The sequence below is a fragment of the Candidatus Chloroploca mongolica genome (assembly GCF_004762035.2).
Lineage (GTDB): Bacteria > Chloroflexota > Chloroflexia > Chloroflexales > Chloroflexaceae > Chloroploca > Chloroploca mongolica.
Genome location: NZ_SIJK02000031.1, coordinates 50,799 through 72,569 on the forward strand (window position 1 = coordinate 50,799; position 21,771 = coordinate 72,569).

General features: G+C 53.6%; 21 protein-coding genes. 5 read left to right on the forward strand and 16 right to left on the reverse strand.

From position 1 onward, the window contains the following. Positions 1-3 precede the first annotated feature (3 nt). Positions 4-1,623, reverse strand: coding sequence for an ArnT family glycosyltransferase (locus tag EYB53_RS16440; protein ID WP_135479507.1), 1,620 nt, complete (start codon positions 1,621-1,623; stop codon positions 4-6). A gap of 190 nt (positions 1,624-1,813) precedes the next feature. Between EYB53_RS16440 and EYB53_RS16445 the strand changes: the two genes are divergently transcribed. Continuing rightward, positions 1,814-2,791: a glycosyltransferase family 87 protein gene (locus EYB53_RS16445; protein ID WP_167857444.1), complete on the forward strand. Its 978-nt coding sequence runs from the start codon at positions 1,814-1,816 to the stop codon at positions 2,789-2,791. A gap of 110 nt (positions 2,792-2,901) precedes the next feature. Here the strand turns inward: EYB53_RS16445 and EYB53_RS16450 are convergent, their stop codons facing one another. Further along, the gene (locus EYB53_RS16450; RefSeq protein WP_167857445.1) at positions 2,902-4,455 is read right to left on the reverse strand and encodes an ArnT family glycosyltransferase; all 1,554 of its coding nucleotides are present in this window, start codon (positions 4,453-4,455) and stop codon (positions 2,902-2,904) included. A 140-nt stretch (positions 4,456-4,595) separates the two neighbouring features. Here EYB53_RS16450 and EYB53_RS16455 point away from each other — a divergent pair, with 140 nt between their 5' ends. Further along, positions 4,596-6,137: a hypothetical protein gene (locus EYB53_RS16455; protein WP_135479510.1), complete on the forward strand. Its 1,542-nt coding sequence runs from the start codon at positions 4,596-4,598 to the stop codon at positions 6,135-6,137. Positions 6,138-6,147: 10 nt separating this feature from the next. Here EYB53_RS16455 and EYB53_RS16460 read toward each other — a convergent pair whose 3' ends face one another. Beyond that, a complete protein-coding gene (locus EYB53_RS16460) occupies positions 6,148-6,939 on the reverse strand; it encodes a class I SAM-dependent methyltransferase (protein ID WP_135479511.1) in 792 nt (263 codons plus the stop codon). Positions 6,940-6,956: 17 nt separating this feature from the next. After that, complete coding sequence (locus EYB53_RS16465; RefSeq protein WP_135479512.1) at positions 6,957-7,784, reverse strand: class I SAM-dependent methyltransferase; 828 nt, start codon at positions 7,782-7,784, stop codon at positions 6,957-6,959. Here EYB53_RS16465 and EYB53_RS26645 point away from each other — a divergent pair. Then, positions 7,784-8,125, forward strand: a complete 342-nt coding sequence (locus EYB53_RS26645) for a transposase (protein WP_135479513.1) — start codon at positions 7,784-7,786, stop codon at positions 8,123-8,125. The two genes, EYB53_RS16465 and EYB53_RS26645, sit on opposite strands and share 1 nt — an antisense overlap. Before the next feature lie 58 nt (positions 8,126-8,183). Here EYB53_RS26645 and EYB53_RS16475 read toward each other — a convergent pair whose 3' ends face one another. From EYB53_RS16475 to EYB53_RS16520, 10 genes are all read right to left on the reverse strand, one after another. Then, positions 8,184-9,218, reverse strand: a complete 1,035-nt coding sequence (locus EYB53_RS16475) for a lysylphosphatidylglycerol synthase transmembrane domain-containing protein (protein WP_135479514.1) — start codon at positions 9,216-9,218, stop codon at positions 8,184-8,186. Beyond that, positions 9,215-9,409, reverse strand: a complete 195-nt coding sequence (locus EYB53_RS16480) for a hypothetical protein (RefSeq protein WP_135479515.1) — start codon at positions 9,407-9,409, stop codon at positions 9,215-9,217. The genes EYB53_RS16475 and EYB53_RS16480 overlap by 4 nt, the downstream gene beginning before the upstream one ends. After that, on the reverse strand, positions 9,393-10,526 hold the full coding sequence (locus EYB53_RS16485; RefSeq protein WP_135479516.1) for a glycosyltransferase: 1,134 nt from the start codon (positions 10,524-10,526) through the stop codon (positions 9,393-9,395). Before EYB53_RS16485 ends, EYB53_RS16480 begins: the two co-directional genes overlap by 17 nt. A 2-nt stretch (positions 10,527-10,528) precedes the next feature. Then, positions 10,529-11,425 carry a class I SAM-dependent methyltransferase gene (locus EYB53_RS16490; protein ID WP_135479517.1) on the reverse strand — a complete coding sequence of 299 codons (897 nt, stop codon included), beginning with the start codon at positions 11,423-11,425 and terminating at the stop codon, positions 10,529-10,531. A gap of 114 nt (positions 11,426-11,539) precedes the next feature. Continuing rightward, the gene (asnB, locus tag EYB53_RS16495) at positions 11,540-13,429 is read right to left on the reverse strand and encodes an asparagine synthase (glutamine-hydrolyzing) (RefSeq protein WP_135479518.1); all 1,890 of its coding nucleotides are present in this window, start codon (positions 13,427-13,429) and stop codon (positions 11,540-11,542) included. A gap of 83 nt (positions 13,430-13,512) precedes the next feature. Continuing rightward, the gene (locus EYB53_RS16500) at positions 13,513-14,457 is read right to left on the reverse strand and encodes a hypothetical protein (RefSeq protein ID WP_135479519.1); all 945 of its coding nucleotides are present in this window, start codon (positions 14,455-14,457) and stop codon (positions 13,513-13,515) included. Continuing rightward, positions 14,433-15,773, reverse strand: coding sequence for an ArnT family glycosyltransferase (locus tag EYB53_RS16505; RefSeq protein ID WP_135479520.1), 1,341 nt, complete (start codon positions 15,771-15,773; stop codon positions 14,433-14,435). Before EYB53_RS16505 ends, EYB53_RS16500 begins: the two co-directional genes overlap by 25 nt. Next, the gene (locus tag EYB53_RS16510; RefSeq protein WP_135479521.1) at positions 15,770-16,549 is read right to left on the reverse strand and encodes a class I SAM-dependent methyltransferase; all 780 of its coding nucleotides are present in this window, start codon (positions 16,547-16,549) and stop codon (positions 15,770-15,772) included. Before EYB53_RS16510 ends, EYB53_RS16505 begins: the two co-directional genes overlap by 4 nt. Next, a complete protein-coding gene (locus EYB53_RS16515; RefSeq protein ID WP_135479522.1) occupies positions 16,550-18,007 on the reverse strand; it encodes a glycosyltransferase in 1,458 nt (485 codons plus the stop codon). Between the two features lie 401 nt (positions 18,008-18,408). Continuing rightward, positions 18,409-18,630, reverse strand: coding sequence for a type II toxin-antitoxin system HicB family antitoxin (locus EYB53_RS16520; protein WP_135479523.1), 222 nt, complete (start codon positions 18,628-18,630; stop codon positions 18,409-18,411). Between the two features lie 679 nt (positions 18,631-19,309). Here EYB53_RS16520 and EYB53_RS16525 point away from each other — a divergent pair. Then, on the forward strand, positions 19,310-19,705 hold the full coding sequence (locus EYB53_RS16525) for a carboxypeptidase regulatory-like domain-containing protein (RefSeq protein WP_135479524.1): 396 nt from the start codon (positions 19,310-19,312) through the stop codon (positions 19,703-19,705). A 22-nt stretch (positions 19,706-19,727) separates the two neighbouring features. Continuing rightward, entirely contained in the window at positions 19,728-20,252 is a 525-nt protein-coding gene (locus EYB53_RS16530; RefSeq protein WP_135479525.1) for a hypothetical protein, read from the forward strand. A 64-nt stretch (positions 20,253-20,316) separates the two neighbouring features. On the opposite strand, the gene EYB53_RS16535 is transcribed toward EYB53_RS16530, so the two are convergent. Next, a complete protein-coding gene (locus EYB53_RS16535) occupies positions 20,317-20,718 on the reverse strand; it encodes a MaoC family dehydratase (protein ID WP_135479526.1) in 402 nt (133 codons plus the stop codon). Between the two features lie 139 nt (positions 20,719-20,857). Continuing rightward, on the reverse strand, positions 20,858-21,637 hold the full coding sequence (gene hisF, locus EYB53_RS16540; RefSeq protein WP_135479527.1) for an imidazole glycerol phosphate synthase subunit HisF: 780 nt from the start codon (positions 21,635-21,637) through the stop codon (positions 20,858-20,860). Positions 21,638-21,771 lie beyond the last annotated feature (134 nt).

Below are 21,771 nucleotides of genomic sequence, written 5' to 3' on the forward strand. Positions count from 1 at the left end.
GGGTCAGGGTCTGATGCGCTCGAAGACTTCGTAGCGGCTATCCTCCAGGATCAGCCGGAAGGCACCACGTTCGATAACTGGCTCGTAGAGGCGATTCTCGCGTGCAAAACGCCCGACAACTAGGTAATCAGGGTCGTTCTTCAGCGGGTCATAGTCAATCACCACCTCTTCGCCCAGCAGGCTGCGCCGATTCAGTTCGACATGCAGTTGATCCGGTGGGAAGGTGTAGGGCTGGTTGAGCAGAAAGTGCAACTCACTCTCGTAGGTCTCGATGCGCGTCCCCGGTGGCTCGGCGTTGAGCAGCGCGGCGACCCGGAAGGCGGCCTGGTCTTCTTCACCATAGTAGCGTACAAACGCAAGACTCGTCAGGCTTAGCCCGGTGGTGACGATGAGCAAGGCTAGTAGTGCGCCCATACCCAAGCGATTTATCTGGCGGAGGGTCAGCAGATCGGTCAGGCGCTTGAGACTTGCGCTCAGCGCAAACCCTCCCGTCAAATCGCCGAGCAGTGCGCCAACGAAGATGCTGCCAACGACGATCGGTGGGGCCATATAGCGTGGCACGCCTACCGAGAAGAGCAGAAACCAGCCGAGCCAACTGCCAATAAAAGCGAGCAGCGCCAGTTGGATGTACCAATTCGCCTGGTTGCATCTGGTCAGCGTTGCAGGCCGGGCTTCCCCGCGATGATCTGGTTGCACATCATCATCGCTACTGAGTGCAAGGTTACGCCTGTGCCACACGTTCCACAGGCCCCACCCAAGGGCCAGCAGTGTCGGTATACCGAAGCTGAGCAGTTGCTGGAGCGCATAGAAGCGGTTTCGTGAGCCAGTGACCAGCGCGATCACATCGAGTAGTCCCTCAACCGGATCGAGGGGCAAAGCTGGATCAACTGGGAGCCACCCGCTCAATAGCCCAAGGAGGCGGGTCGTTCCATAACCGCCAAGGATGGCAAGCCCGACCATCCCGGCGATCCGCCACTGCCGCCAGAGCAGCGCGGCGACTAGTGTTGTTCCGAGCGAGGCCAGCAAAAAGGGCGCGGTCTGCCCTTTGCTGATCCAGGCGAGCCCGAGGCCAAGCATTGCTGGCAGCAACGCCAGCCAGTGGCCCCGCAAGGCCCACCAGAGTGCGAGATAGCTCGCCAGCAGATAGAGCAACATGGGCATTTCGGCGAGCACCTGGCGCCCCTGGAGTAACGGGTGGATCTGGGGATGCATCGTCAAGAGTAGCGCCGCAAACACGGTTGCCCAGGCTACCTGCCGGTCAAAGAGCCGGTCGGCCAGCGCGGCAAGCAGTAGGATCACCCCAACTGCACAGAATACCCCGAAGAGGCGGCCCTGCCACAGACCCACTCCAAACAGCTTCATACCAAGGCCAACCGGAACCGTCACGGTAAACGACGCCTCGAGCCCGCCGCGGGCCAGTTCGCCATCACGCAAACGCCCGTAATGATCCAGTTCGACCCAATGCCGCGCCACCGACAGCGTCCACCCCTCGTCCCACCACATCGGCGGGCCAGCCAGGTTCCAGAGGCCAAAAGCGAGCAAGACGACGGTGAGGAGGAGCCATTGAAAGGAGGCGATCAATCTGGCCTGGGCAGTGTGATCAGTTTGGTGCCCGTTGTTCATAGAGCGGTTTCACTAGACTGGTACAATAGAGTAAGTTTGATAGCGCTTGTCACGTTGTGCGCCCACAATAAGGATCCTGGTTGTGCCTTATTCACGATCAACTCAGCAAACCACACTGATGCGCTTAGTCGCAATGAGCGCTCTTCTGGTTCTCTCATGCGTGCATATCGTCCTTGTGATGCGCTATGCTGTGACTGTCATTCCTCTGGGTGGTGATGCTCGTTCGTATATCGCCGCTGCACGGGTCTTGCGTGAAGGTCAGAACCCAGTCGAGGTGCAGCTTGAACGGGTTCTTCCCGAGGCCGAGGCTGAGATTCCGGTGTACCTCTACCCACCCTTCCTGGCGCTGCTCTTGCTTCCCCTTGCGCAGTTGCCCTATCCTACCGCGCTTGCGCTCTGGATGATTCTGGTTGGCGTAACAACGCTTGCGCTCATCATTGTACTGCAACGTCTGGTTCCATGGTATGTCGCGTTTTGCGGTGTGCTCTTCTTTTTACCAACCTGGCAGTCGCTCTGGCTTGGGCAAATTAACGCGTTGATTGCGGTACTTCTGACGCTTGCGCTGCTGGCTTGCTTGCAGCATCAAGATGTGCGTGCTGGCGTTGCTTTAGCTATTGGTGCCCTGTTGAAAATCACACCAGGCTTGAGTTTGCTTGTCCTGGCTGTTCACCAACGGTGGCGTGGTCTGGTCGCTGCTGCCGTAACTGGATTGATCGTGGTGTTTGGCTCACTCCTTCTTACCACCATTGATGTCTGGTATACCGGATCGCTCTATGCCGCAACCAGCACGTGGACGTCACCCCTTTTGCTCTCGTGGACAGCCATCCTGCGTCAGCAGCCTGGAAGCGTAGCTACGGTTGGGCCACTTGTTGTGACCGCGATCATGCTGCTCGTCAGCCTTCTCCGCATGCGTCAGATCAGTCCGGCCATGGGTTTTGCCGTGAGCATCATTCTGCCCCTCCTGATCGCAGGGGTGGTCTGGCACTACTCGGCCGTCACGGTGCTCCCCGCTCTTGCCGTGCTGTGGCAGCATAATGGACGCGCACGCCTGCTTGCGCTGGTCGCGTGGGCTATGATCTCGCTCATAGGAGGGGTCTTTCAACCGATCATGCTTACGCTCTGCTGGCTTGTTTGTTGCTGGCCGGAACTGCTAGGGTCTGAGGCGTAAGTGAGTTGCTCGCAATGCCGTGCCATCGGCACCGTCCAAGGCTTATTTCACGCGAGGACGAGCATTGGGAAGGGGGAAGGGGGAAGCGGGAGGTAGGGCCGATAGCCTGATCAGGGTCGTATGCGCTCGAAGATTTCATATGCCCCATCTTTCTTGATCAGGCGAAAAGAACCGTTGTCAATGACAGGTTGATAGAGTTCGTTGCTGCGCGCAAAGAGGCCGATGACAAGATAGTCGGGATCATTCGTTAGCGGATCATAGTCAATCTCTACGTTGGCACCGAGGATACTACGCTCAAGCAGCGCAACGTGGATCTGATCAGGTGGAAAAGTGTAAGGTTGGTCAAGCAAAACATGTAATTCACTCTCATAGGTTTCGATCCGTGTGCCAGGGGGATGGGCATTGAGCAAGGTGGCGACCCGTTGCGCCGAGAAGTCAACGATAGGATAGTAGCGTATCAGGCTCCGAAGAGAGAAATACAACCCCGTAATGGTTAGGATCAGCGCGAGCAAGGCAGCTGCGCCAGCCCAGGTTGGATGGCGCAGCGTTACGAGATCGGCAAGTTTACGCATACTTTGGGCAAGATGAAAGCGGCTGGTCAGGCTTTGCAACAGTACGGCGACAAAGATACTGCCTATCACTACAGGCACGCCCATATAGCGTGGTAGTCCTGCCGAAAGTAGGCTGTACCATCCGAGCCAGCTACCAACAAAGCTGAGTAAAGCTAACTGTAGATAATAGGCGTTCTGTCGGGGATGTTGTTTTTGTTCATACCAGAGTCTGTGCAAGCCCCATCCTACTCCTAAGAGCGTGGGTAAAGCAAAGAGGCCAAGATTACTGAGCGCATACCAGCGATTGAGAGGCGTCGAAACGAGAGCAACAACGCTTTCCAGACCTTCTACGTGATCAGTTGGTAGTTGTGGATCGATCAGTAATGGAGGGACAAGCCGCACGAGCCCCTGTGCTACGGCGTAGCTTCCTACGAGAGCGAGGCCTATCACTGTGACGACGTTCCACTGGCGCCAGAGCAGTGCGGCCAGCAAGGGGATGACAAGTGAGACTATCAGAAATGGGCCGGTCTGTGCTTTGCTGATCCATGCTAATCCGAGACCGAGCATTGCTGGAAGCAAGCTCACCCATTGCCCCCGCAAGGCCCACCAGAGCGCGAGATAGCCCGCTAGCAAATAGAGTAGCATGGGCATCTCGGCGAGCACCTGGCGGCCCTGGAGCAACGGGTGAACCTCGGGATGCATTGTCAAGAGCAGCGCCGCAAACACGGTTGCCCAGGCCACCTGCCGGTCAAAGAGCCGGTCGGTCAGCGCGGCAAGCAGCAGGATCACCCCAACCGCACAGAATACCCCGAAGAGTCGGCCCTGCCATAGCCCCACTCCAAACAGCTTCATACTGACGCCAACCGGAACCGTCACGGTAAATGACGCCTCCAGCCCGCCGCGGGCGAGTTCGCCGTCACGCAAACGCCCGTAATGATCCAGTTCCACCCAGTGCCGTGCCACCGACAGCGTCCATCCCTCGTCCCACCACATCGACCGACCAGTGAGGTTCCAGAGGCTGAAGGCGAGCAAGACAAGGGTGAGCAAGAGCCAGGGTAGGAGCTTACGCTCTCTTGACGTGTCCGAGGTTGCTTGAGAAAGGTGTTGTTTCATCGAAGTTTGCACCGAGCAAAAGATTGCCCTGACCGAGTATACTACAAGTAGCATGTGTTGCCGCTGAAAGCGCAACTTCCAGCCAATGCTTGCTTGTGACCACATATTCGATAACTCTTTTGCACCTCAGGACGTCAGCCATGCAACGCGATCACCCGATGCTCCGCCTATTGCCCCAGATGGTGCGCCGCTCGCTTACCCTTGATCATCTCTGGATTGCTACTCTCTTCGCGCTCATTTGGTTTTTTCTCAGTGTTACCCCATTGCCGCCCAATGATCTGTGGTGGCACATGGCGGCGGGGCGTGCAATGGTGCAGGAAGGTGCCCTGATTACCACGAATCGCTGGGCCTATACCTTGTCCGTTGATGCTCCGTATGTCTATCAGAGCTGGTTGAGTGAACTGATCATGTATGGTGTCTGGTGGCTTGGCGATGTGCCCTTGCTGGCGCTTTTGCGAACCGTGGTGATTGTGTTGAGTTATGCCATGCTCACCTGGCATGCCTGGCGGCGTGCAGGCGATGCCCGCGCGGTGAGTCTCGCCCTCTTTCTGGTGGTTATGGTCGGCTGGAATAACTGGACGCTTCGCCCGCAGACGCTTGCTCTTCTGCCCGGTGCGGCTTTTGTCGTGCTGTTGGAAGAACACCGGGCGGGGCGTTTGGGGCTGCGCTGGTTGCTTATCTTGCTGCCACTGGTGATGGTGGTATGGGTGAATGTGCATGGCTCATTCATTCTAGGCATCGTCTTATTTGCGCTCAGTTGGCTTGGAACCTTTATCAGACTAGCGAACCGTGCGCATGTGGCTGATCCGGCCATCTTTCGGCGGCTCAAAGAACTCTCGCTGGTTGGGATCGCCATCCTGCTGGCCGCGATGATCAACCCATCAGGCCCAGGCATCTTCTGGTATGTGCGCAGCATGCTCAACAATGTTCCGCTGCAGGTATGGTTCATTGAATGGCAACCACCTCAAAATACCATTAATCTGCTCAGCACTGGCTTCTGGTTTTATCTGCTTCTGTTAGGGCTGGCTGTGCTAATGGCGACTGGATCGCGTCGTCCCGCACCTCTTGATCTGCTCTGGTATTGTGCGCTGGCGTGGTTGACGATCGGCGGGGTACGGTATGCGATCTGGTTTGCCCTGATCTTGTTGCCTTTGCTTGCCGACCGCCTGACGGTTCTTTTCCCTGCTCGTCCGCCGGTAGCAGGCAATCCGCGCCTGAATGCGCTCTATCTCAGTTGCCTGTTGGCCATGCTGCTGGCCCTGTTACCGTGGATGATGCCAGCCCGTTACCTTGGCCTGGCGCACCTTTTTGCCCACGCCGGGCCATACAACTTTCTATTGAGCAATACAACCCCCCTTGCGGCAACGGCGTGGCTCGAAGCGCATCCCATTGAGGGCCGCTTCTGGACGAACATGTCATATACGAGCTATACCATTTGGCATCTTCCCGACAAGCAGGTCTTTGCCGATTTGCGAGCCGAACTCTTCCCGGTTGCTATCTGGCAAGACTATTTTGCCATTAGTGAGGGCACAGCCGAGAGTCTTGCGTTGCTGGATCAGTGGCAGATTACGCACCTACTGTTGCCGGTTGATGACGCATTGCATGATCTCTTGAGCGTTACGCCGGGGTGGTGTGAAGTGTACCGTGACCAACAGACAACCATCGTTGCCAGGTGTCCGTAAGGGGGACGCGCTAGCCAGTCTTCCTTGCCACGATCACCAGTTGCCCACAGGTCAACTCGTCACGGGTATACGCACTGAGTTCTGCCTCGAGTGCGGGGGTGAGCCATTGTTCGCCTTCGCGTGTGCGACAATAGATCTTGATCAGTTCAAGGTGGTGCGCAAATTCAGCCACATACTGATCCTTACGCCACTCATTCAACGGTACGGTAAAGGGTTGGCACCGCGAACGTAGATGATCCCACGGTTCAACCCCGACAGGTAAGGCGTTCACCGGGTAGGTGAACGTGAGATTATGCCCGCCTGTAATACAACTAAAGAGATGCACCGCAATCCAAGCCAAGCCACCCGGGCGTAGCACGCGGTGCAGGTCAGCCACTACTGCTGGCACATCGAGAAAATGCTCAAAGGCCGCCGCAGAGACCACGAGATCAAATGCAGCATCAGGGAACGGCAAACGGCCCACATCGCCACACACCAGGGTACGCTGCTGGCGTGGTTCTGGAGGCAAGCCCTGCTGGAGGCGATAGATCTGGCGGGCAACCAGATAGGCCAGATCGGTCTTGCTGTGCGCTGGCCGATTGACATAATCAATACCATAGACGCGATGACCAGTAGCCTTGAGCAGCGCATATTGTGGCTGGAGGCGCCCATTCGCCAGATCGAGGATATCGCGTGGATAGCTCAGATCAATGCATGCAGCGAGATCGCGCTGCAGATCGGCCAGTTGTGCTCGTTCACCGGCACTGCGTTCACCACGCAGCATCTGGAGAGCATAGCGGGGGTAGTCGGAGAGGAAGGGCATAGGGTGGCCTCAAGGGATTATGTTGTAGATGAACGGCGAAAGGTAAACTCGTTACAACCAAGCCCATCAAGTGTTTTCAGATACTCAAGCTGAAAACCATAATCATGGCGCAGGCGGGTAAAGACTTCACCGGCGGTCGCATACTCATAGGGATAGCCGCCGATCCAGTCGCGCAGATCGTGCCAAAAGTCCATACCCCGTTCCTCGTCGCTGTTGTAGCGTCGAATCGTCGTCAACGGATTGCGCATCGCTGCCGCATCCTTCAAGAGGAAGGCTGAAGCATAGCCTAACTCAAGCACACGGCGAACTGGCGGATCCACTTGGTTGTAGAAGAGCTTGATGGCCCGCCAACGTGCGGAGCCAACCAGTTGACTACGTACCTCGTTGTAAATGGCTAGTGCAAACAATCCACCAGGTGCAACCTTTGCCGCAGTAGATGCAATCGCTTGCCACATCGCACCCGTATGGTGCAAAACGCCCCAGGCATAGACCACATCAGCCGGAGCGAGCGTAGCCATAAAGGTTGCATCAAGTACCGAACCTTGACGGATTGACCATTGCTCTGGCGCTATGCCCATCTGCTCACGGAGCGCCAAGCTGGTGCGTACCGCATCCGCATCATAGTCAAAACTAGCAACCTCCACGGCCCCCAAGCGGCAAGCCGCTAGCGAAAAGAGGCCACTGCCACAGCCAATATCCAGAAAGGTACGGCCTTGCAAGCTCGTCGTATTGAGCATCAGTTGCAGCGACGCCACCGCATGCTCAATGCGCCCTGGTGATAGGGCTGTCGCAACATAGCTTTGCCAGTTCGAGCCGAAGCGAAAGCGGATAGGCTCTTCTTTCATTGCAATATCTCCTCAATCATTTACTTAAAAAAGGTCGTGTCCTCGAAGATGCATACGAATTCCGCAAGCACCAGACCAGCGACTTCGTCGAGGGGCTGAACAACAAACTGAAGGTGCTCAAGCGCCGCTGTTTCGGCATGACCAATCACCGCAACCTCTTCCAACGCATCACGCTTGACCTCGAAGGCTATCGGCGGTTCGACTCGCAAACGGATCCTTTAGGGCCGACACCGGGAAATCCCGGAGAGCCTAATTTTTCAGAAACAGCTGCATATTTTGTGATTAGAGAAAAATACTCTCAAACATTAATATCATTTAGAAATAAGCCTTCAACATGTTAACGAAACCGATATCTTGAAAATGAAACCATCAATCCTGAAGTGACAGCAGTTACAGAAATCATGATCTATTCTTTTGGTTAATCAACATATCCAATGGAATATATAATAATACCAACAAATTAGCTATATAGAAAATTATCCTTGAGCCAATAACCATAGGAATAAGCACCTGTTCGTCCAAGCCAAACAAGCCAAACAAGTAAATCGATGTTATTTCTATAGTGCCTAATCCGCCAAAAACATGAATTGGTATCATTCCTATAATTTGAACAACTAATACTACAAATAATATATATCCAAAGAACAAATCGAGAGAAAATAATCGCAAGGTTGCAAACAAAGAAAACGTAGAGACCAAAAGAATAGCTAATGATGTTAAGGATAGTAATTTAAACATTTTCAAAAAAACATCTAAATCATTAATTATTTCTGCTAGTATACTCATAAATTTTTTTACTACGTTTAAATGATTGACTTTTATTATAGAAAATAGATACCAAGACAATTTAATAAAACGAGATCGAAAAATAATCAATGCAATGAACAGTAATACGATGCATAAGATTATCAAAAACAACCATAAAATCAGAAAAAAAACCGTCTCGATTTTAGAAAAAGACAACCATGTTGCAATCGGTAAAGCAAAAAGAATTATTAGTAGATCACTAAATCGAGCGATAACCAAAGATGAGGTACTTTGAGTAATTCGAATATTATAACGCCCTCGTAAGATGGCAACGAATGAAACTATACCTGCAGCAGATGAAACTAGATTTCCAATAGAATTTTGAATAATAACAAGATTGAGTGCTTGATGAAAATTTATACTTTTTTTTATTAAACACCAGTATCGATACGTAAACAGGGCAGTTGAAAGGATAAACATTATCGAATAAAGGAGAAGCCATTTTAAATCTACTTGATTTAACAATAGAATAAAATCGGCAGAATTAGTTTGAGATAATATAAAAACAAAAAGTAATATAGCAAGGATTATTTTTGTATATTCTAATAATTTTTCTCGCTTCTCAGGACGATTACCTTGTTTCTCTTCACGAGAAATATCTTCTTGCTGTAGATGATGTTGACTCATAAGCTTAAACTACCTCTATCTGTTAAATTATATTTATTTACTGGTTCTGGTGCTTCTTCTAATAAACCTGTATGAACTGGATGTTCTAGATTACCCGCTTGATTGCCTGCCAAAGGAGATGCCTCTATCCCAGTAACTTTCCATAGTTTCACTTCAACAGGCAGTTTCGAATGATTATTGAGTGAATACATGTTTTACTCCATTGTACTTGTAATGTTGCAACAACACACTTTCCCATGCTTCAACCATTGCTGCAATACTAAAATGGGTTTGTGCCCTAGCTTGAGCCATTTTGCCACGTTGGGCCGCTTCATCTGCGTTGCTGAGTGCGGTGTTGATAGCGCGTGCAAGCGCTTCTCCATCACCTACCGGAGTGAGCCAGCCACTCACCCCTTCTTCGATTAGCTCGCGGTTGCCATCGGCATCACTGGCTATAATCGGGCAACCCGCTGCCATTGCTTCTAGGAGCGCATTGGGCATACCCTCGAAGCGCGCTGGATGCACGTAGAGATCTAAGGCTCCAAGTAGTTGCGGTACGTCACGCCGATAACCGACAAAGTGGACTTGCTGGCTCAGGTTAAGTCTCGTTGCTTGCCCCCGCAGTGCCGTTTCCTTATTTCCTTCCCCAACAAACATGAGATGGATATCTGGTCGTTTGAGGAGAGCTAAAGCATCAATGAGTAAGTCTTGCCCTTTTTGTTCAGTTAGACGACCGACACTTCCGATCAGAATTTGCTCAGAGGGAAGCTGTAAGCTAGCACGAAGTGCTTCGCGGTGGATTGGATGCATGTAGGCATCGACCTCTACACCATTCACAATGACAAAGGTTTGCTCTTGTGGCGCTCCCTCGCTGTTAACTGCCCAGGATTTGGTGTGAGAACTGTTGACAATGACAGCATCGACAAGCGGCATGGTTGTCTTTGCTAAAAATAATTTCCATGGAGGGTAATTGAGATTACGTGCTCGGATTGATGAGACTAGCCTTGGTATACCCGCGAGACGGACAAGTGGTCGCCCGACAACATCGGCCACGGCCAGAAGAGTGACCGCAACATCAAAGCGGCGGTGACGAAGCCACAGCCATAGGCTAAGTGTACCAAAACCACTAACCATATTCCAGCGACCAATGATCCTAACTTCGGCACCGGCCTTGCGTAGGATTGCAATCAACTCCTCGTCCCATGTAGCATCCAAACAGACGACTGCCAGGGTATGACTACGGCGGCTTAGGCCCGTAACCAACTGTTTTAACACCTGTTGGGTGCCGTCAGGTCGCAAATGGTCAATAAAAAAGACAATCCGCGCCATACTTACTCTTCTTCGCAATGTATCAATGTAACTGGTTTACTGCCAACGAGCATAACACCCTGAATTGCTAGTTGTTCTTGGTCATAGCAGCGAAAACGATCAGCAAGGCGGTGATATACAGCCGACAGCCCATCATGATCTTGCATAGTTGGTTTACATGCTGTTTTGATAAAACCTGATTGGGTTAATGCGCCTATATAATCAGGTGCACGCCAGCGATTGAGATGAAAGCCATCAGGCTGATCAAGCCACTCTTGCCAGAAAGCATCTGAATAGGTTAGCATCTCAAATGGATAACGAAATTGCATATTGTGATCACGCAAATCTACAATGTGAAATGTCTTTCCTTCCGGGTTAAGCCATTGGTAACTTGTTTCTAAGATAGCTTTTGGATTAAGTACATGCTCAAGCACCGCAACACTCATGACGAGATCGGGCCTGTCTTCTGGTTCGGGGATCGGGAGTTGTAGAAAATCGGCACGGAAAATAGAAATTTTTTCTACACTTTGCTCCACATCTAAACCCAACTCAGCACAGTCTTGTCGTAGGATCGCGTGGTGGTTCGGCTCATTCAACGGTACAGCATACAAATCTACTAACGTAACTCTCCGTGCCCCTTTAGCGAGAAGCCGCAAAGCTAAACGGGCATAGCGGCCACTCCCCACTTCAAGGATATGCTGCCCTTCTATGGCTATGCCTGTTTGAGTCAGGGTCTCTTCAAGATCAACAGCATTCTGGTCAGGACTTTGCTCGGAACTATTGCCATCACCGCGCAACTTCATGATGCCAAACAAAATTGGGGGTGGTAGGTGGCGACGTATTATGCCAGTTAAGAGATAAGGGAGGTTTATGGATTTCATAGCGTAACGTCCCCGCTTCATACCGCTCACCGTTGCCATTCTACCATCCCCGAATTACCAGCGTGTGACTATTGTGATCTTTTTACTCAGTTTTGAGGATCAACCCGATGCCCACTTCGACAAATAAACCCGTCAATACGAGCGCTTCATCGATTATATCTGCCCCTCCCCCCACACTGCTAGCATTACCAGTGCCCAGAGTTTCTTGCCATGGTTGACCCGCCCAGCGCAGTGTTCTTCAAAGAGGTTACGCACAACTGGCGGGCGTAGCCATGCATCTAGCACGCCACTGAAAAGGCGTTCGCCAGCCCAGTTGCGAAGTTCGTTGCGGAGCCAGTAGCTCACTGGTACGCCAAAACCTTGTTTGCCGCGTGCCGCAATTGCTGGGGGGAGTTTGTCGCTAAACGCGGCTTTGAGCAGCCATTTGCCCTGGTTGCCCCGTATTTTGTAGTGTGTCGGCAGGCGAGCAGTCCATGTGACCCATTCGGCGTCGAGGAAGGGTGCGCGTGCTTCGAGTGAGGCGGCCATGGTGGTGCGGTCAGTCTTGGGGAGCAGGTCGCCAGCGAGATAGGTGGCGTGATCGGCGGCGAGGGTGCGATCGAGCAGGCTGTGCGCCAGAGCGCTGTCGTAGCTGGCTGCGAGCAAGGCGGCGCTGTCGCAACTGGCAAGGTGCGCTTGCCACTCGGTCTGGTAGAGTTCCAGCTTTTCGGCGTGGTTGAAATAGGCCCCCCAGCGTATCAGTGAGGCTTTGGGCGTGGTGGCAGAGAATTGGCCCAGCCGTTTGAGGCCGGTGATCGGATTGCGATCTTCCGGCAGCCACCAGGGTTCCGGCAGCAAGTTGGTGAAGGCGGGCACGAGCCGTTGGGTGACGACGGCAGGTAGGGCGCTGTAGGGTTGCAACCAGCCGTCGAGAATGTAGCGCCGATAGCCGGCCAGCGTCTCGTCGCCGCCGTCGCCGCTGAGGGCCACTGTCACATGGCGGCGCGTCTGGTGGGCCAGTTCGTAGAGTGGCAAGGCCGCCGGGTCGGCAAAGGGTTCGTCGACGGCGGCGGCGACGCCCTCGATCACGCGGACGAGGTCGGTTGGACGAAAGATAAACTCGTAGTGATTGGTCGCGTAGCGCTCAGCGACTTGGCGGGCGAAGGGAGTCTCGGAGAAGTGGCGTTCGACAAAGCCAATCGAGAAGGTTCGCACCGGGGTGCTCGTGCGCTCGGCCATGAGTGCAACGATGATCGACGAGTCGATGCCGCCGCTGAGGAAGGCTCCGAGCGGCACGTCACTCACCAGTTGGCGCTCGACGGCAGCGCTGAGCAGTGTGCGGGCTTGTTCAATCGCTTCGCCTTCGCTCAGGTGCCATTTTGGCTCAAAGTTCAATTGCCACCAGCGCTCGACCTGAAGGGGTTGCCCTGCCTCGACCACCAGTTTATGCGCGGCGGGGAGTTGCTGGATGCCCGCATAGATCGTCAGCGGGTCGGGCGTATACTGGAGCGTCAGGTAGTGATGGAGCGCCAGCGGATCGAGGCGGCGCTCGATCCAGGGTGCGGCCAAAAGCACCTTGGCCTCTGAGCCCCAGACGAGGCCGTGGGCACTGTCGTGCCAGTAGAGTGGCTTTTCACCCATGCGGTCGCGGGCGAGTAGCAAGCGGCGCCGTGGTCCATCCCACAGTGCAAACGCAAACATGCCGTTGATCCGTGGTAGCATCGCATCGCCCCACTGCTCGTAGGCATGCACCAGCACTTCGGTATCGCTCCTGGTGGCAAAGCGATGTCCAAAGGTGCGCAACTCGGCACGAAGCTGCTGAAAATTGTAGATCTCGCCATTCAAGACCACCGCAACGCTGCCATCTTCATTGAAGATTGGTTGTGTCCCACCGTTCAGGTCAATGATCGCCAATCGGCGCATTGCCATCCCCAGGTTCGCCTGGAAGAAAAAGCCATCGCTATCCGGGCCACGATGGGTCATTGTCGCATTGAGGCGCTGCAAAAGCTCGGGCGCAACGGGGCGCTGGGGATCACGATGAAGAATGCCGCAGATACCGCACATACTGGTTGTGCCCTTACTCTCCGCTCATCATACCGCCTCTATTGTAGCAGATAGGCATTACCGATAGTGGGGGTGCCTTGCGCTCAACGCCGCATGCGCATCATAACCAACGCAATGCCCCGCTGCACCCGCGCTTGTTGCCAGAGCACGATGAGCAAAGCTGGCAGGTAGATAAACCCAAGCATGTAGGGCCCACTCGTCCAGAGTGTGGGATGGGTTTGCCAGACATACAAGAATCCACTCCATGCGATCAGGGTCAGGACGAGCATTTGGCGTCGTGTTTGCGGGATCATCCATAACAATAACTGGTCGTAGAAAAAGTAGTGTTGCGGGGTGATGGTCATCAGCAAAAAGATGCGCGCCTGCCGGTTACGCCAGAAGAAGAGGCTTGTCAGTAGCAGGGGCCCGACCCATGTGAAGACAGGAATGAAGCCCTGGTACTGACCTATCTGTGCCATCCAGCGCACCGGCCAGTCAGGCATCACAAGCAGTGATAGTCCCACAATGACCCCTGTGCCGATGAGCGCGTATCGGTTCCAGCGCATGGTCAGCGCGACCGGCAGCGCCAGCGTTGGCTTGGCAAGCAGCAGCGGAGCCAGCATCGGGAAGAAGAAGACCGCCATCAAGAGCGGACTCCACTGGATGCTTTTGATCGCCATGACGTATGAAGGCGAGACAAAGACTATCAAGCGCCAGTACTGCCCATCACGAAGCAGACCATAGGCAAGGAGGGCACTGCCACCCCCAAAGAAGAGCATGATGCCGAGGTTGTCGGGCAGCAAGGCCCATGGCATGACGACGATGGCTGCGGTTAGGGGGTATGGAACAAGATTTGGTGAAACGGGATGCCGGTAGGGATCACGGTTGGCAAGCAGATCACGGGCGGCTTGAAAGGCCCATCCGATGTCGGTCAAGGCCTGATCAAAGTTGGGGTGAATGACATTGATGAGCAGGCCAGCAATGATTCCGATGCCGCAGGCGAGCCACAAGCGCCGTGAACCCATCATTGTTTGTGTGGGGCTTCGCATTGTTCGTCTGTTATGGATGGATGCGGCTCATTCGGGTTGTCTCTCACCACCATCCCGCTTTGCGTCGCCATACTTGCGACGATGATTGGCGAGTCAATCTTCATAGACATCCGATAGCGAATGATGGTTTGTTGAATGAATCGGGCTATGGTAAGGTATGCTATTGAGGTAGTGACAGCTAAAATTGGACGTAAGGGTACAGAAAATCGTCCTACTCCAACTGCCATAGCACTCATTGCTGTTACAGTCAGGACAAGAAGCAGCCAAAGTATGAGATCGGGATGGTGCCAACGCAGAGTTACAACAACGAGCGCAGGTAGGCCAATCCATACCATGACGAACCAACCATAGATCGACACCTCTGGTATCCAGACGTAGGCCATCTGGCGCAATGCAATCTGCAGAGCTTCGCGTGGATGGGCTTCTCTCCAGGCACGGGCCTGTTCACGTTGCCAGCGATCAAGCGTTACTTCATCCCATACCTGATCTTGTACCTGAGGTGGGTCTGGAATCACCCAGACCCAGTACCCATACATGCCATTGGGTTGAGGAGAGAGATGGAGATCATTGTAAATACCGTAGTAAGCATTACCTCCCTGGGTTGTGAAAGGAATCAGTACCCCGAAGGTGACGTAATTACGAATAACCCACGGTGTCCAGATCATGAGAACCATTCCACCTACGAGGGTCGCTTGCCAAAACGCAGTGTGTCCCCTACTACGTCCGTACCACAACAGCCAGAGTACGATTAATCCAATAAATGGGCCAAAGTTTGCGCGGGTAATGCTTGTGATACCGAGCAATAAGCCTGCACTCCATGCCCATTTCCAACTATGGGTGACTCGTAAACGCGCAAGAGCTAGCATAGATCCAAGTACCAATGCACTGAAGAGGGTTTCAGTCATATAGGTATGTGAATACACAATAAAATCACCATCAAATACGATCAATAAAGATGCAAATAAACCAGCAAGACGGTTATGTAGGCTCATACCCAGGAGAAAGGTTCCGAGTGGAATGAGAGCACTGACAAAAAGCAGTACCGGCAAGATAGCATATGGTTCGGAGCCGAATAAAAGATGCCAGAAAGCAACAAAGAGCGGAAAAAAAGGCATTCGATAGGCTGTTGGTTCGCCATCAATACCAAAAACGCCTTCTTTGATAAGTGACATGGCAATATAGTAATAATCATCATCATCGCCCATAAAAAAACGATGATCACCAGCGAGAATATGCGAGGCTGCTGTAATACGTACGGTCAAAGCTAGAATGAAAATGATGAGAGCAGCCAGAATATCAAGCCGATGCTTTTTCATACAACATTCCGTTTTAATACAATACAGACAAACATTGCACTACGTTGTACCAAGAAATTCAAGCGTTGTTCAGCACTGCGCCAGAATGTAAAACTCCATCCTGGCATAAGGCTACGCAGCGAAATGCCACCAGAGAGGAGGTAGCGCACTGGCATAAGTGGTGTGAGCGAGTGTACTTGCCATTGGGGGAACTCTAGGGACAGTTGCTTCCGGTCGCGCTGGAACACGATCCAGGGAAGCGCACCATTGGCTCCTGAAAGTGGGCCACTGGACGGAAATTCCCAGCTGGTAGCCTCAGGATCAAAGGGTTCATGATGCAGGTGCGTATAGATCCAGTGTGACCATGGTGTAAGCCACGGCTCAATCATCACAATTACTCCATCGGGACGCACACAACGCGTAGCCTCGTGGAAAAATCGCCGCGGTTGCGCCAGGTGGTGAAACACATTTGTCATCACAATGGCGCGTAGGCTGCCTGTTTGGAATGGTAGCTCATATCCATTAAGCACTGCATCAACATGAGGGCAGAGGAAGACATCTGAAGTAATAAGATCAGGGATATACTCTGTAAGGAAGCCCGCACCTGAGCCTAGTTCGAGGATAAAGCCATGTGGCGGGGGGATAGCGTCGGCAATAGTAGCATACCATTCCTGGTAAATGCGGCGCAGAAAGGGCTTGTTGGCGATGATCTGCCTACGTAACGTGGTCGTGTCTGGATCATCAATATCAAGGCCACGGGTAAGTGGGTGTTGCAGCAATGTTTTCAACATAGTCATTCAGATGAATTTCATGCGTCCTGCCGCAAAGATAGTCATGCGCAATAGCAGTAAGCCATGGCGCCAACGATTGATATTCGTTGTGCCATAGATTCGTTCACGGTAGCGAATTGGCAAGTCACGAATCTTTAAATTCAGCCGTGCCGCTCCAAAGAGTAAGTCAAAATCGCCAAACGGATCAAAGTCACCAAAGTAGGATCGATGACGTGCAATCTGCAAGTAGTCATCACGCCAAAGTACCTTGGTACCACAGAGGGTGTCTTTAATTGATTGTCCCAGCAAATACGAAAAGGCGAGACTGAAGAATTTGTTCCCTACCAGGTTCAGGAAGCGCATAGCCTCTTGTTCCATTGGGTACACCAAACGAACCCCGTTGACAAATTCAGCCTTGCCACTGCACAAAAGTTCATAGTAACGTGGCAGATCTTCGGGAGGCATCGTAAGATCTGCATCAAGAATCATGAGGATGTCACTTCTGGCTGCGGCAAAACCTGTTCGTACGGCATCTCCTTTGCCTTTGCCTTGCTGACGCAACAGGGTACATGTACGTTCTGGATGCGCTTGAATAGCTTGTGCAATTGCTTCGTAGGTATTGTCTTTCGAGTGACCTTCAACAAAAATCAACTCTGTGCCTGCTCCAAGCTCCGGGGTTCGTTCAAAGATTGCTGGAATATTTCCTGCCTCGTTACGCGTCGGGATCACAACTGCGACGGTCGAACTTGTAAGACGATGCCCCAATGCCCCTGCAGGACGTGCCACAATGAAGTTGGTCAGTGCTAACTGATTCAAGGGCCATGTCTTTACTAAGACCTTATTTGCTATATGCGTAAACCCTGGTGTGGGCAACGGCCAGAGGACTTCCTGCCATGTGCGCACGACCTCGCAATCAACGAGATTGAGTAGACCTGTAAGATCCTCTCGTGTTAACCAGTTCTGTGGAAGGTTGGGGCGGGCCATTCCCAGGCTGCGCACAATACCCAGCGGTCTCTCCCAGACCCGGCTATAACTGTTAAGAATGATCCGCGTGCGTGGCGTACAAAGGGGGATAATCTGCTGAAGTACCCTTTGTACATCCCAAAGATCATTAACCAGATCACTTAAAATAATCGTGTCAAATGGCTCATTCAGACTCAATTCATGAGCATCAGCCTGGATAAAATGTAGCGAAGGGTAGCACTGTGCTGCACACTGTACCATCGGGCGTGAGAAATCAACTCCCACGCCATAGGCAGGCTCTAACGCAGCGAGCAAATCACCTCTACCACACCCAAGCTCAAGCACCCGTTGACCTGGTGTCACAAGAAAACGATAGATTTCAATAATCCGCTGATGGTACGTCCTACTCCAATGCTGCTCTGTATGGATATGTGCTGCTATCGAGTCATAGAGGGAGCGTCGTTGATGTGTATAAGTTGTGAAAGGGGCATTGATCACTGTGTCTGTGTAAGGCTTGCTCATAGAGCTATCCTTGAAAAATGATGTCTATTCTTACCTGGCAATTGTAGCAGATGGGGTGGATAGCCAACCCGTTGGCGCTATTGTGTGCCATCGTGCTCTCGGTTCGTCACATGGCATCTATTGTAGCAGGTGGGTATTACCAGTACCGATGTGGGGCCTTGCTTAGAAAAGCCGCATGCGCATCATCAAAAACACCATACCTCGCTGCACCCGCGCTTGTTGCCACAGCACTATGAGCAAGGCTGGGAGGTAGATAAACCCAAGCATAAGGAAAGTCGGCTTGCCCCCCACCACCGTCCCGCCCTGCACTGCTATGCATGCGATGATGTGGCCAAGATCAATTGCCCTCAAATTCAGTTCTTGGCACCCCAGACTGACGAATGATTGAAAGTAAACGAAGTTTACCCAACTGTTACCTCGACGCTTGTTACAAAAACGTCAGGATGCAGTCGATCAAGTACCTCATCAGGTGAGGCGACCTCGAAGAAGATTTCGAGAGCTTCTTTTAAGTTTGCTCGGGCCTCTTCGATGGTATCGCCCTGGCTTGCAATATCGAATTCGGGGCAGAGCGCAACGTAGCCATTCCCTTCACGTTCAATGATCGCGGTGAGTTTTCTAATCATATCCTCGTTCGTTTGCCATGCTCTACAAAGAGCAGTTTACCTGCTGAGGCAACTTTGTCGTGGTACTCGGAACCGCCCATCGCCCAAGCCCCCACCACCGTCCCGCCCTGCGCCGCCATGCTTGCGATGATGATCGATGGGGCGAGGCGGCCTTGGGGCGAACGCGCCCTTTCGCGCTGGCCTCTATTGTAGCAGATGGGTAGGCGTGCGAATACGGGACGGCCTGAGGGCTACGCTCAGGGCGATTGCATCATGCGAAACCGGATACAACCATACGCGCTCTGGGGCAGCATGTGCATGCCACCAGCGGCGCAAACGGCGGCACCCGGCAACAACGGGGCACCCGCAAGGGGTACCCGTACCGGGGTGGGGGCCGAATCCGGTGTACGGGCACCCCTTGCGGGTGCCCTTGCGGGTGCCTTGGCGGGTGCATACACGGAAGATGCAATCGCCTGTCGCACACTCCCCGTTGCCTTTTTCGTAATGCGCCTCTGCTATGCTAGATCCAAGACCTTTCCAATAAGCTCACGCCAAGCCGCCAAGGCGCGAAGGATAAGCGTACCTCTGCTCAAACCGTTGCGCCTTTGCGCCTTTGCGCCTTTGCGTCAAAAAACTGTGCGCCTTTGCGTCAAAAAAGCTGTGCGCCTTTGCGTCAAAAAAGCTGTGTGGAGGTGGTTCGATGCGGTCTGATGCGAATCCTCGTTTGCCCCAGCCTCGCCCTGGTTTGGAACACTTTAATCGTGATTGGTTTCATCGGCGGCGCTTCTGGATCTGGGGTGCCGTGGCTGGTATCGTTCTGCTCGAGTTGCTGCTAGTGGTGTGGCTGCTCTTTCCCGCTGCCCCCGGTGGCCTCGATGGGTGCCTTGCGTCGCCCGAGGGTGCGCCTGTGATGGCGATGGTGACCGTTGGTACGCAGCGCAAGGCAACCTATGCTGATGGCTGTTTCTTTTTTGCCGAGCTTCCGCCGGGTCGTCAGCAGGTGGTGCTTGAGCCTGTCGTTGGTGCGCCGGTGCGCTTTGAGGTGGAGATTGTTTCTGATCAGGCCCTGACGCTTGGGACGCTGATGATCCCGTGATGCTGCGCAGAGGTGGTGTGTGATGCTTCTACATCCAGGAAAAACAGGCCAAGGCCAGTCGCTGGTTGAATATAGTCTGTTGCTCGCGCTGGTGGCCCTGGTTGCGATTGGTGGTCTGGCGCTGCTGGGGCGTGGTGTTTCGCAGGCGTTTGAGCGGACGAGACAGTTTGAGCAGGCCGCAGGTGCGCCGTCGGTGCAAGATCTTACCGCCGATTTTCTCGTTCGGATCAATGCGTTTTATCAGCTGAATGATCGCTGGCCGCGTAGCTGGGGGGACGCCCGTTTTACCGATCTTGGGCTCGATCCGGATGATTGGAGTCAGCCGGTGGCCGGGGTTGTCTGGAATCCGAATGGGCCGCGGATCGGGTTGGCGAATCGGCCCGGCGATAAGTTGCAGATCTATGTCACTGATCGGAATAATAATGTGCGCAAGCTCTATGATGGCTGGAATATCTGGTGCGAGGCGGCTGATGGCAAGTGCTATTACCATACCGTCGCCCCTGAAAATGAGGTCGATCTGAGCACGCTGGTGGTGCGTGAGGAATAGGGTACGATATGCCAACAGGCCAGCTTAGCTGGCCTGTTGGCATATCTCTTACCGTGATACCTACCTATTCGTAGAAGACGAGCGATTCGCCGTCAACGACGGTTTCACCGTTCTGGTTGATGACGCGGGTCGCGAGGGTGGCAATGGGTTTGTCTTCGCGTAGTTCGGTGACTTCGACGGTGGTGGTGATGGTATCGTTGATGTAGATTGGTTTGAGGAAGTTGAGACTCTGTTTGAGGTAGATGGTGCCGGGCCCCGGGAGACGCATGCCAAGCACGGCTGAGATGAGCCCTGCGGCGAGCATGCCGTGCGCAATGCGCCGCCCAAAACGTGAGTCCTGAGCGGCAAGATCGTCTATATGTACTGGATTCTGATCGCCACTTACGCTCGCAAACAGCACTACATCGGCTTCGGTGATTGTTTTACGCATACTGGCATGTTGCCCGATATGCAGTCTGTGCTTCATTATATGGACCTCCAGGATTGCCAACCATGGGCTGAAGAGAGGCCGAGGCCGTCAGCCCGCCCGTGCCCCGCCATGTGTATCGTACTCAGAGCAGTTACAGATGCTCGTCTTTAGGCGCGAAAGCCCAGCGCGTGTACGGTTACATGCGGCGCATTGGCACGCCCTGTTCGCTGAGGAAGGCTTTGACCTGGGCGATGGTGTATTCGCCGAAGTGGAAGATCGAGGCGGCCAGCACGGCGTCGGCCCTGCCTTCGGCCAGGCCTCGGTACATGTCGTCGGGCGAGCCGGCGCCGCCCGAGGCGATGACGGGCACTGGCACGGCGTCGCTGACGGCTTGCAGCAGTTCGAGGTCGTAGCCCTGTTTTTGCCCGTCGGCGTCCATGCTGTTGATGCAGATCTCGCCGGCCCCGAGTTCGACGCCGCGTTTGATCCATTCAATCGCATCGAGCCCGGTCGGGCGCGGGTTGGCCCCGGTGTGGGTAAAGACCGCCCAGCGTGGTGGTTCGTCGGCGGCATTGATCCGCCGGGCGTCCACCGAGAGCATGATGCACTGGCTGCCAAAGCGACGGGCACCGTCTTCGATCAGTTGGGGGTTGAGCACGGCGGCGGTATTGATCGAGACTTTATCGGCCCCGGCGCGCAACATGCGGTACATATCCTCGACGGTGCGCAACCCGCCACCGACAGTGAGCGGGATAAAGACCTGAGACGCGGTGCGCTCGACGACCTCATACATAATGGCCCGCTCGTCGCTTGAGGCGGTGATATCGTAAAAGACCAGTTCATCCGCGCCTGCGGCATCGTAGGCCGCCGCGAGTTCGACCGGGTCGCCGGCGTCACGGTGGTTGACAAACGAGATCCCTTTGACGACGCGACCGGCTTTGACATCGAGACACGGAATGATCCGTCGGGTAAGCATAGTGCCATTCTCCTGCAGTAAGACAAGGTTTTAGGGTGCTTTACCGTTGACGCTGATCGTAGTGCCGACTTCAGTCGGCCTCAGCCGACTGAAACGCTTGGTGTGAGATAGACAAACGAAAGGTGTCGACTATC

Bases quoted from the DNA above. Each gene is read 5' to 3' on its own strand.
- EYB53_RS16440 (WP_135479507.1), bottom strand. From the start codon at position 1,623: ATGAACAACGGGCACCAAACTGATCACACTGCCCAGGCCAGATTGATC.
- EYB53_RS16450 (WP_167857445.1), bottom strand. From the start codon at position 4,455: ATGAAACAACACCTTTCTCAAGCAACCTCGGACACGTCAAGAGAGCGT.
- EYB53_RS16455 (WP_135479510.1), top strand. From the start codon at position 4,596: ATGCAACGCGATCACCCGATGCTCCGCCTATTGCCCCAGATGGTGCGC.
- EYB53_RS16460 (WP_135479511.1), bottom strand. From the start codon at position 6,939: ATGCCCTTCCTCTCCGACTACCCCCGCTATGCTCTCCAGATGCTGCGT.
- EYB53_RS16465 (WP_135479512.1), bottom strand. From the start codon at position 7,784: ATGAAAGAAGAGCCTATCCGCTTTCGCTTCGGCTCGAACTGGCAAAGC.
- EYB53_RS16475 (WP_135479514.1), bottom strand. From the start codon at position 9,218: ATGAGTCAACATCATCTACAGCAAGAAGATATTTCTCGTGAAGAGAAA.
- EYB53_RS16480 (WP_135479515.1), bottom strand. From the start codon at position 9,409: ATGTATTCACTCAATAATCATTCGAAACTGCCTGTTGAAGTGAAACTA.
- EYB53_RS16485 (WP_135479516.1), bottom strand. From the start codon at position 10,526: ATGGCGCGGATTGTCTTTTTTATTGACCATTTGCGACCTGACGGCACC.
- EYB53_RS16490 (WP_135479517.1), bottom strand. From the start codon at position 11,425: ATGGCAACGGTGAGCGGTATGAAGCGGGGACGTTACGCTATGAAATCC.
- asnB (WP_135479518.1), bottom strand. From the start codon at position 13,429: ATGTGCGGTATCTGCGGCATTCTTCATCGTGATCCCCAGCGCCCCGTT.
- EYB53_RS16500 (WP_135479519.1), bottom strand. From the start codon at position 14,457: ATGCGAAGCCCCACACAAACAATGATGGGTTCACGGCGCTTGTGGCTC.
- EYB53_RS16505 (WP_135479520.1), bottom strand. From the start codon at position 15,773: ATGAAAAAGCATCGGCTTGATATTCTGGCTGCTCTCATCATTTTCATT.
- EYB53_RS16510 (WP_135479521.1), bottom strand. From the start codon at position 16,549: ATGACTATGTTGAAAACATTGCTGCAACACCCACTTACCCGTGGCCTT.
- EYB53_RS16515 (WP_135479522.1), bottom strand. From the start codon at position 18,007: ATGAGCAAGCCTTACACAGACACAGTGATCAATGCCCCTTTCACAACT.
- EYB53_RS16520 (WP_135479523.1), bottom strand. From the start codon at position 18,630: ATGATTAGAAAACTCACCGCGATCATTGAACGTGAAGGGAATGGCTAC.
- EYB53_RS16525 (WP_135479524.1), top strand. From the start codon at position 19,310: ATGCGGTCTGATGCGAATCCTCGTTTGCCCCAGCCTCGCCCTGGTTTG.
- EYB53_RS16530 (WP_135479525.1), top strand. From the start codon at position 19,728: ATGCTTCTACATCCAGGAAAAACAGGCCAAGGCCAGTCGCTGGTTGAA.
- EYB53_RS16535 (WP_135479526.1), bottom strand. From the start codon at position 20,718: ATGAAGCACAGACTGCATATCGGGCAACATGCCAGTATGCGTAAAACA.
- hisF (WP_135479527.1), bottom strand. From the start codon at position 21,637: ATGCTTACCCGACGGATCATTCCGTGTCTCGATGTCAAAGCCGGTCGC.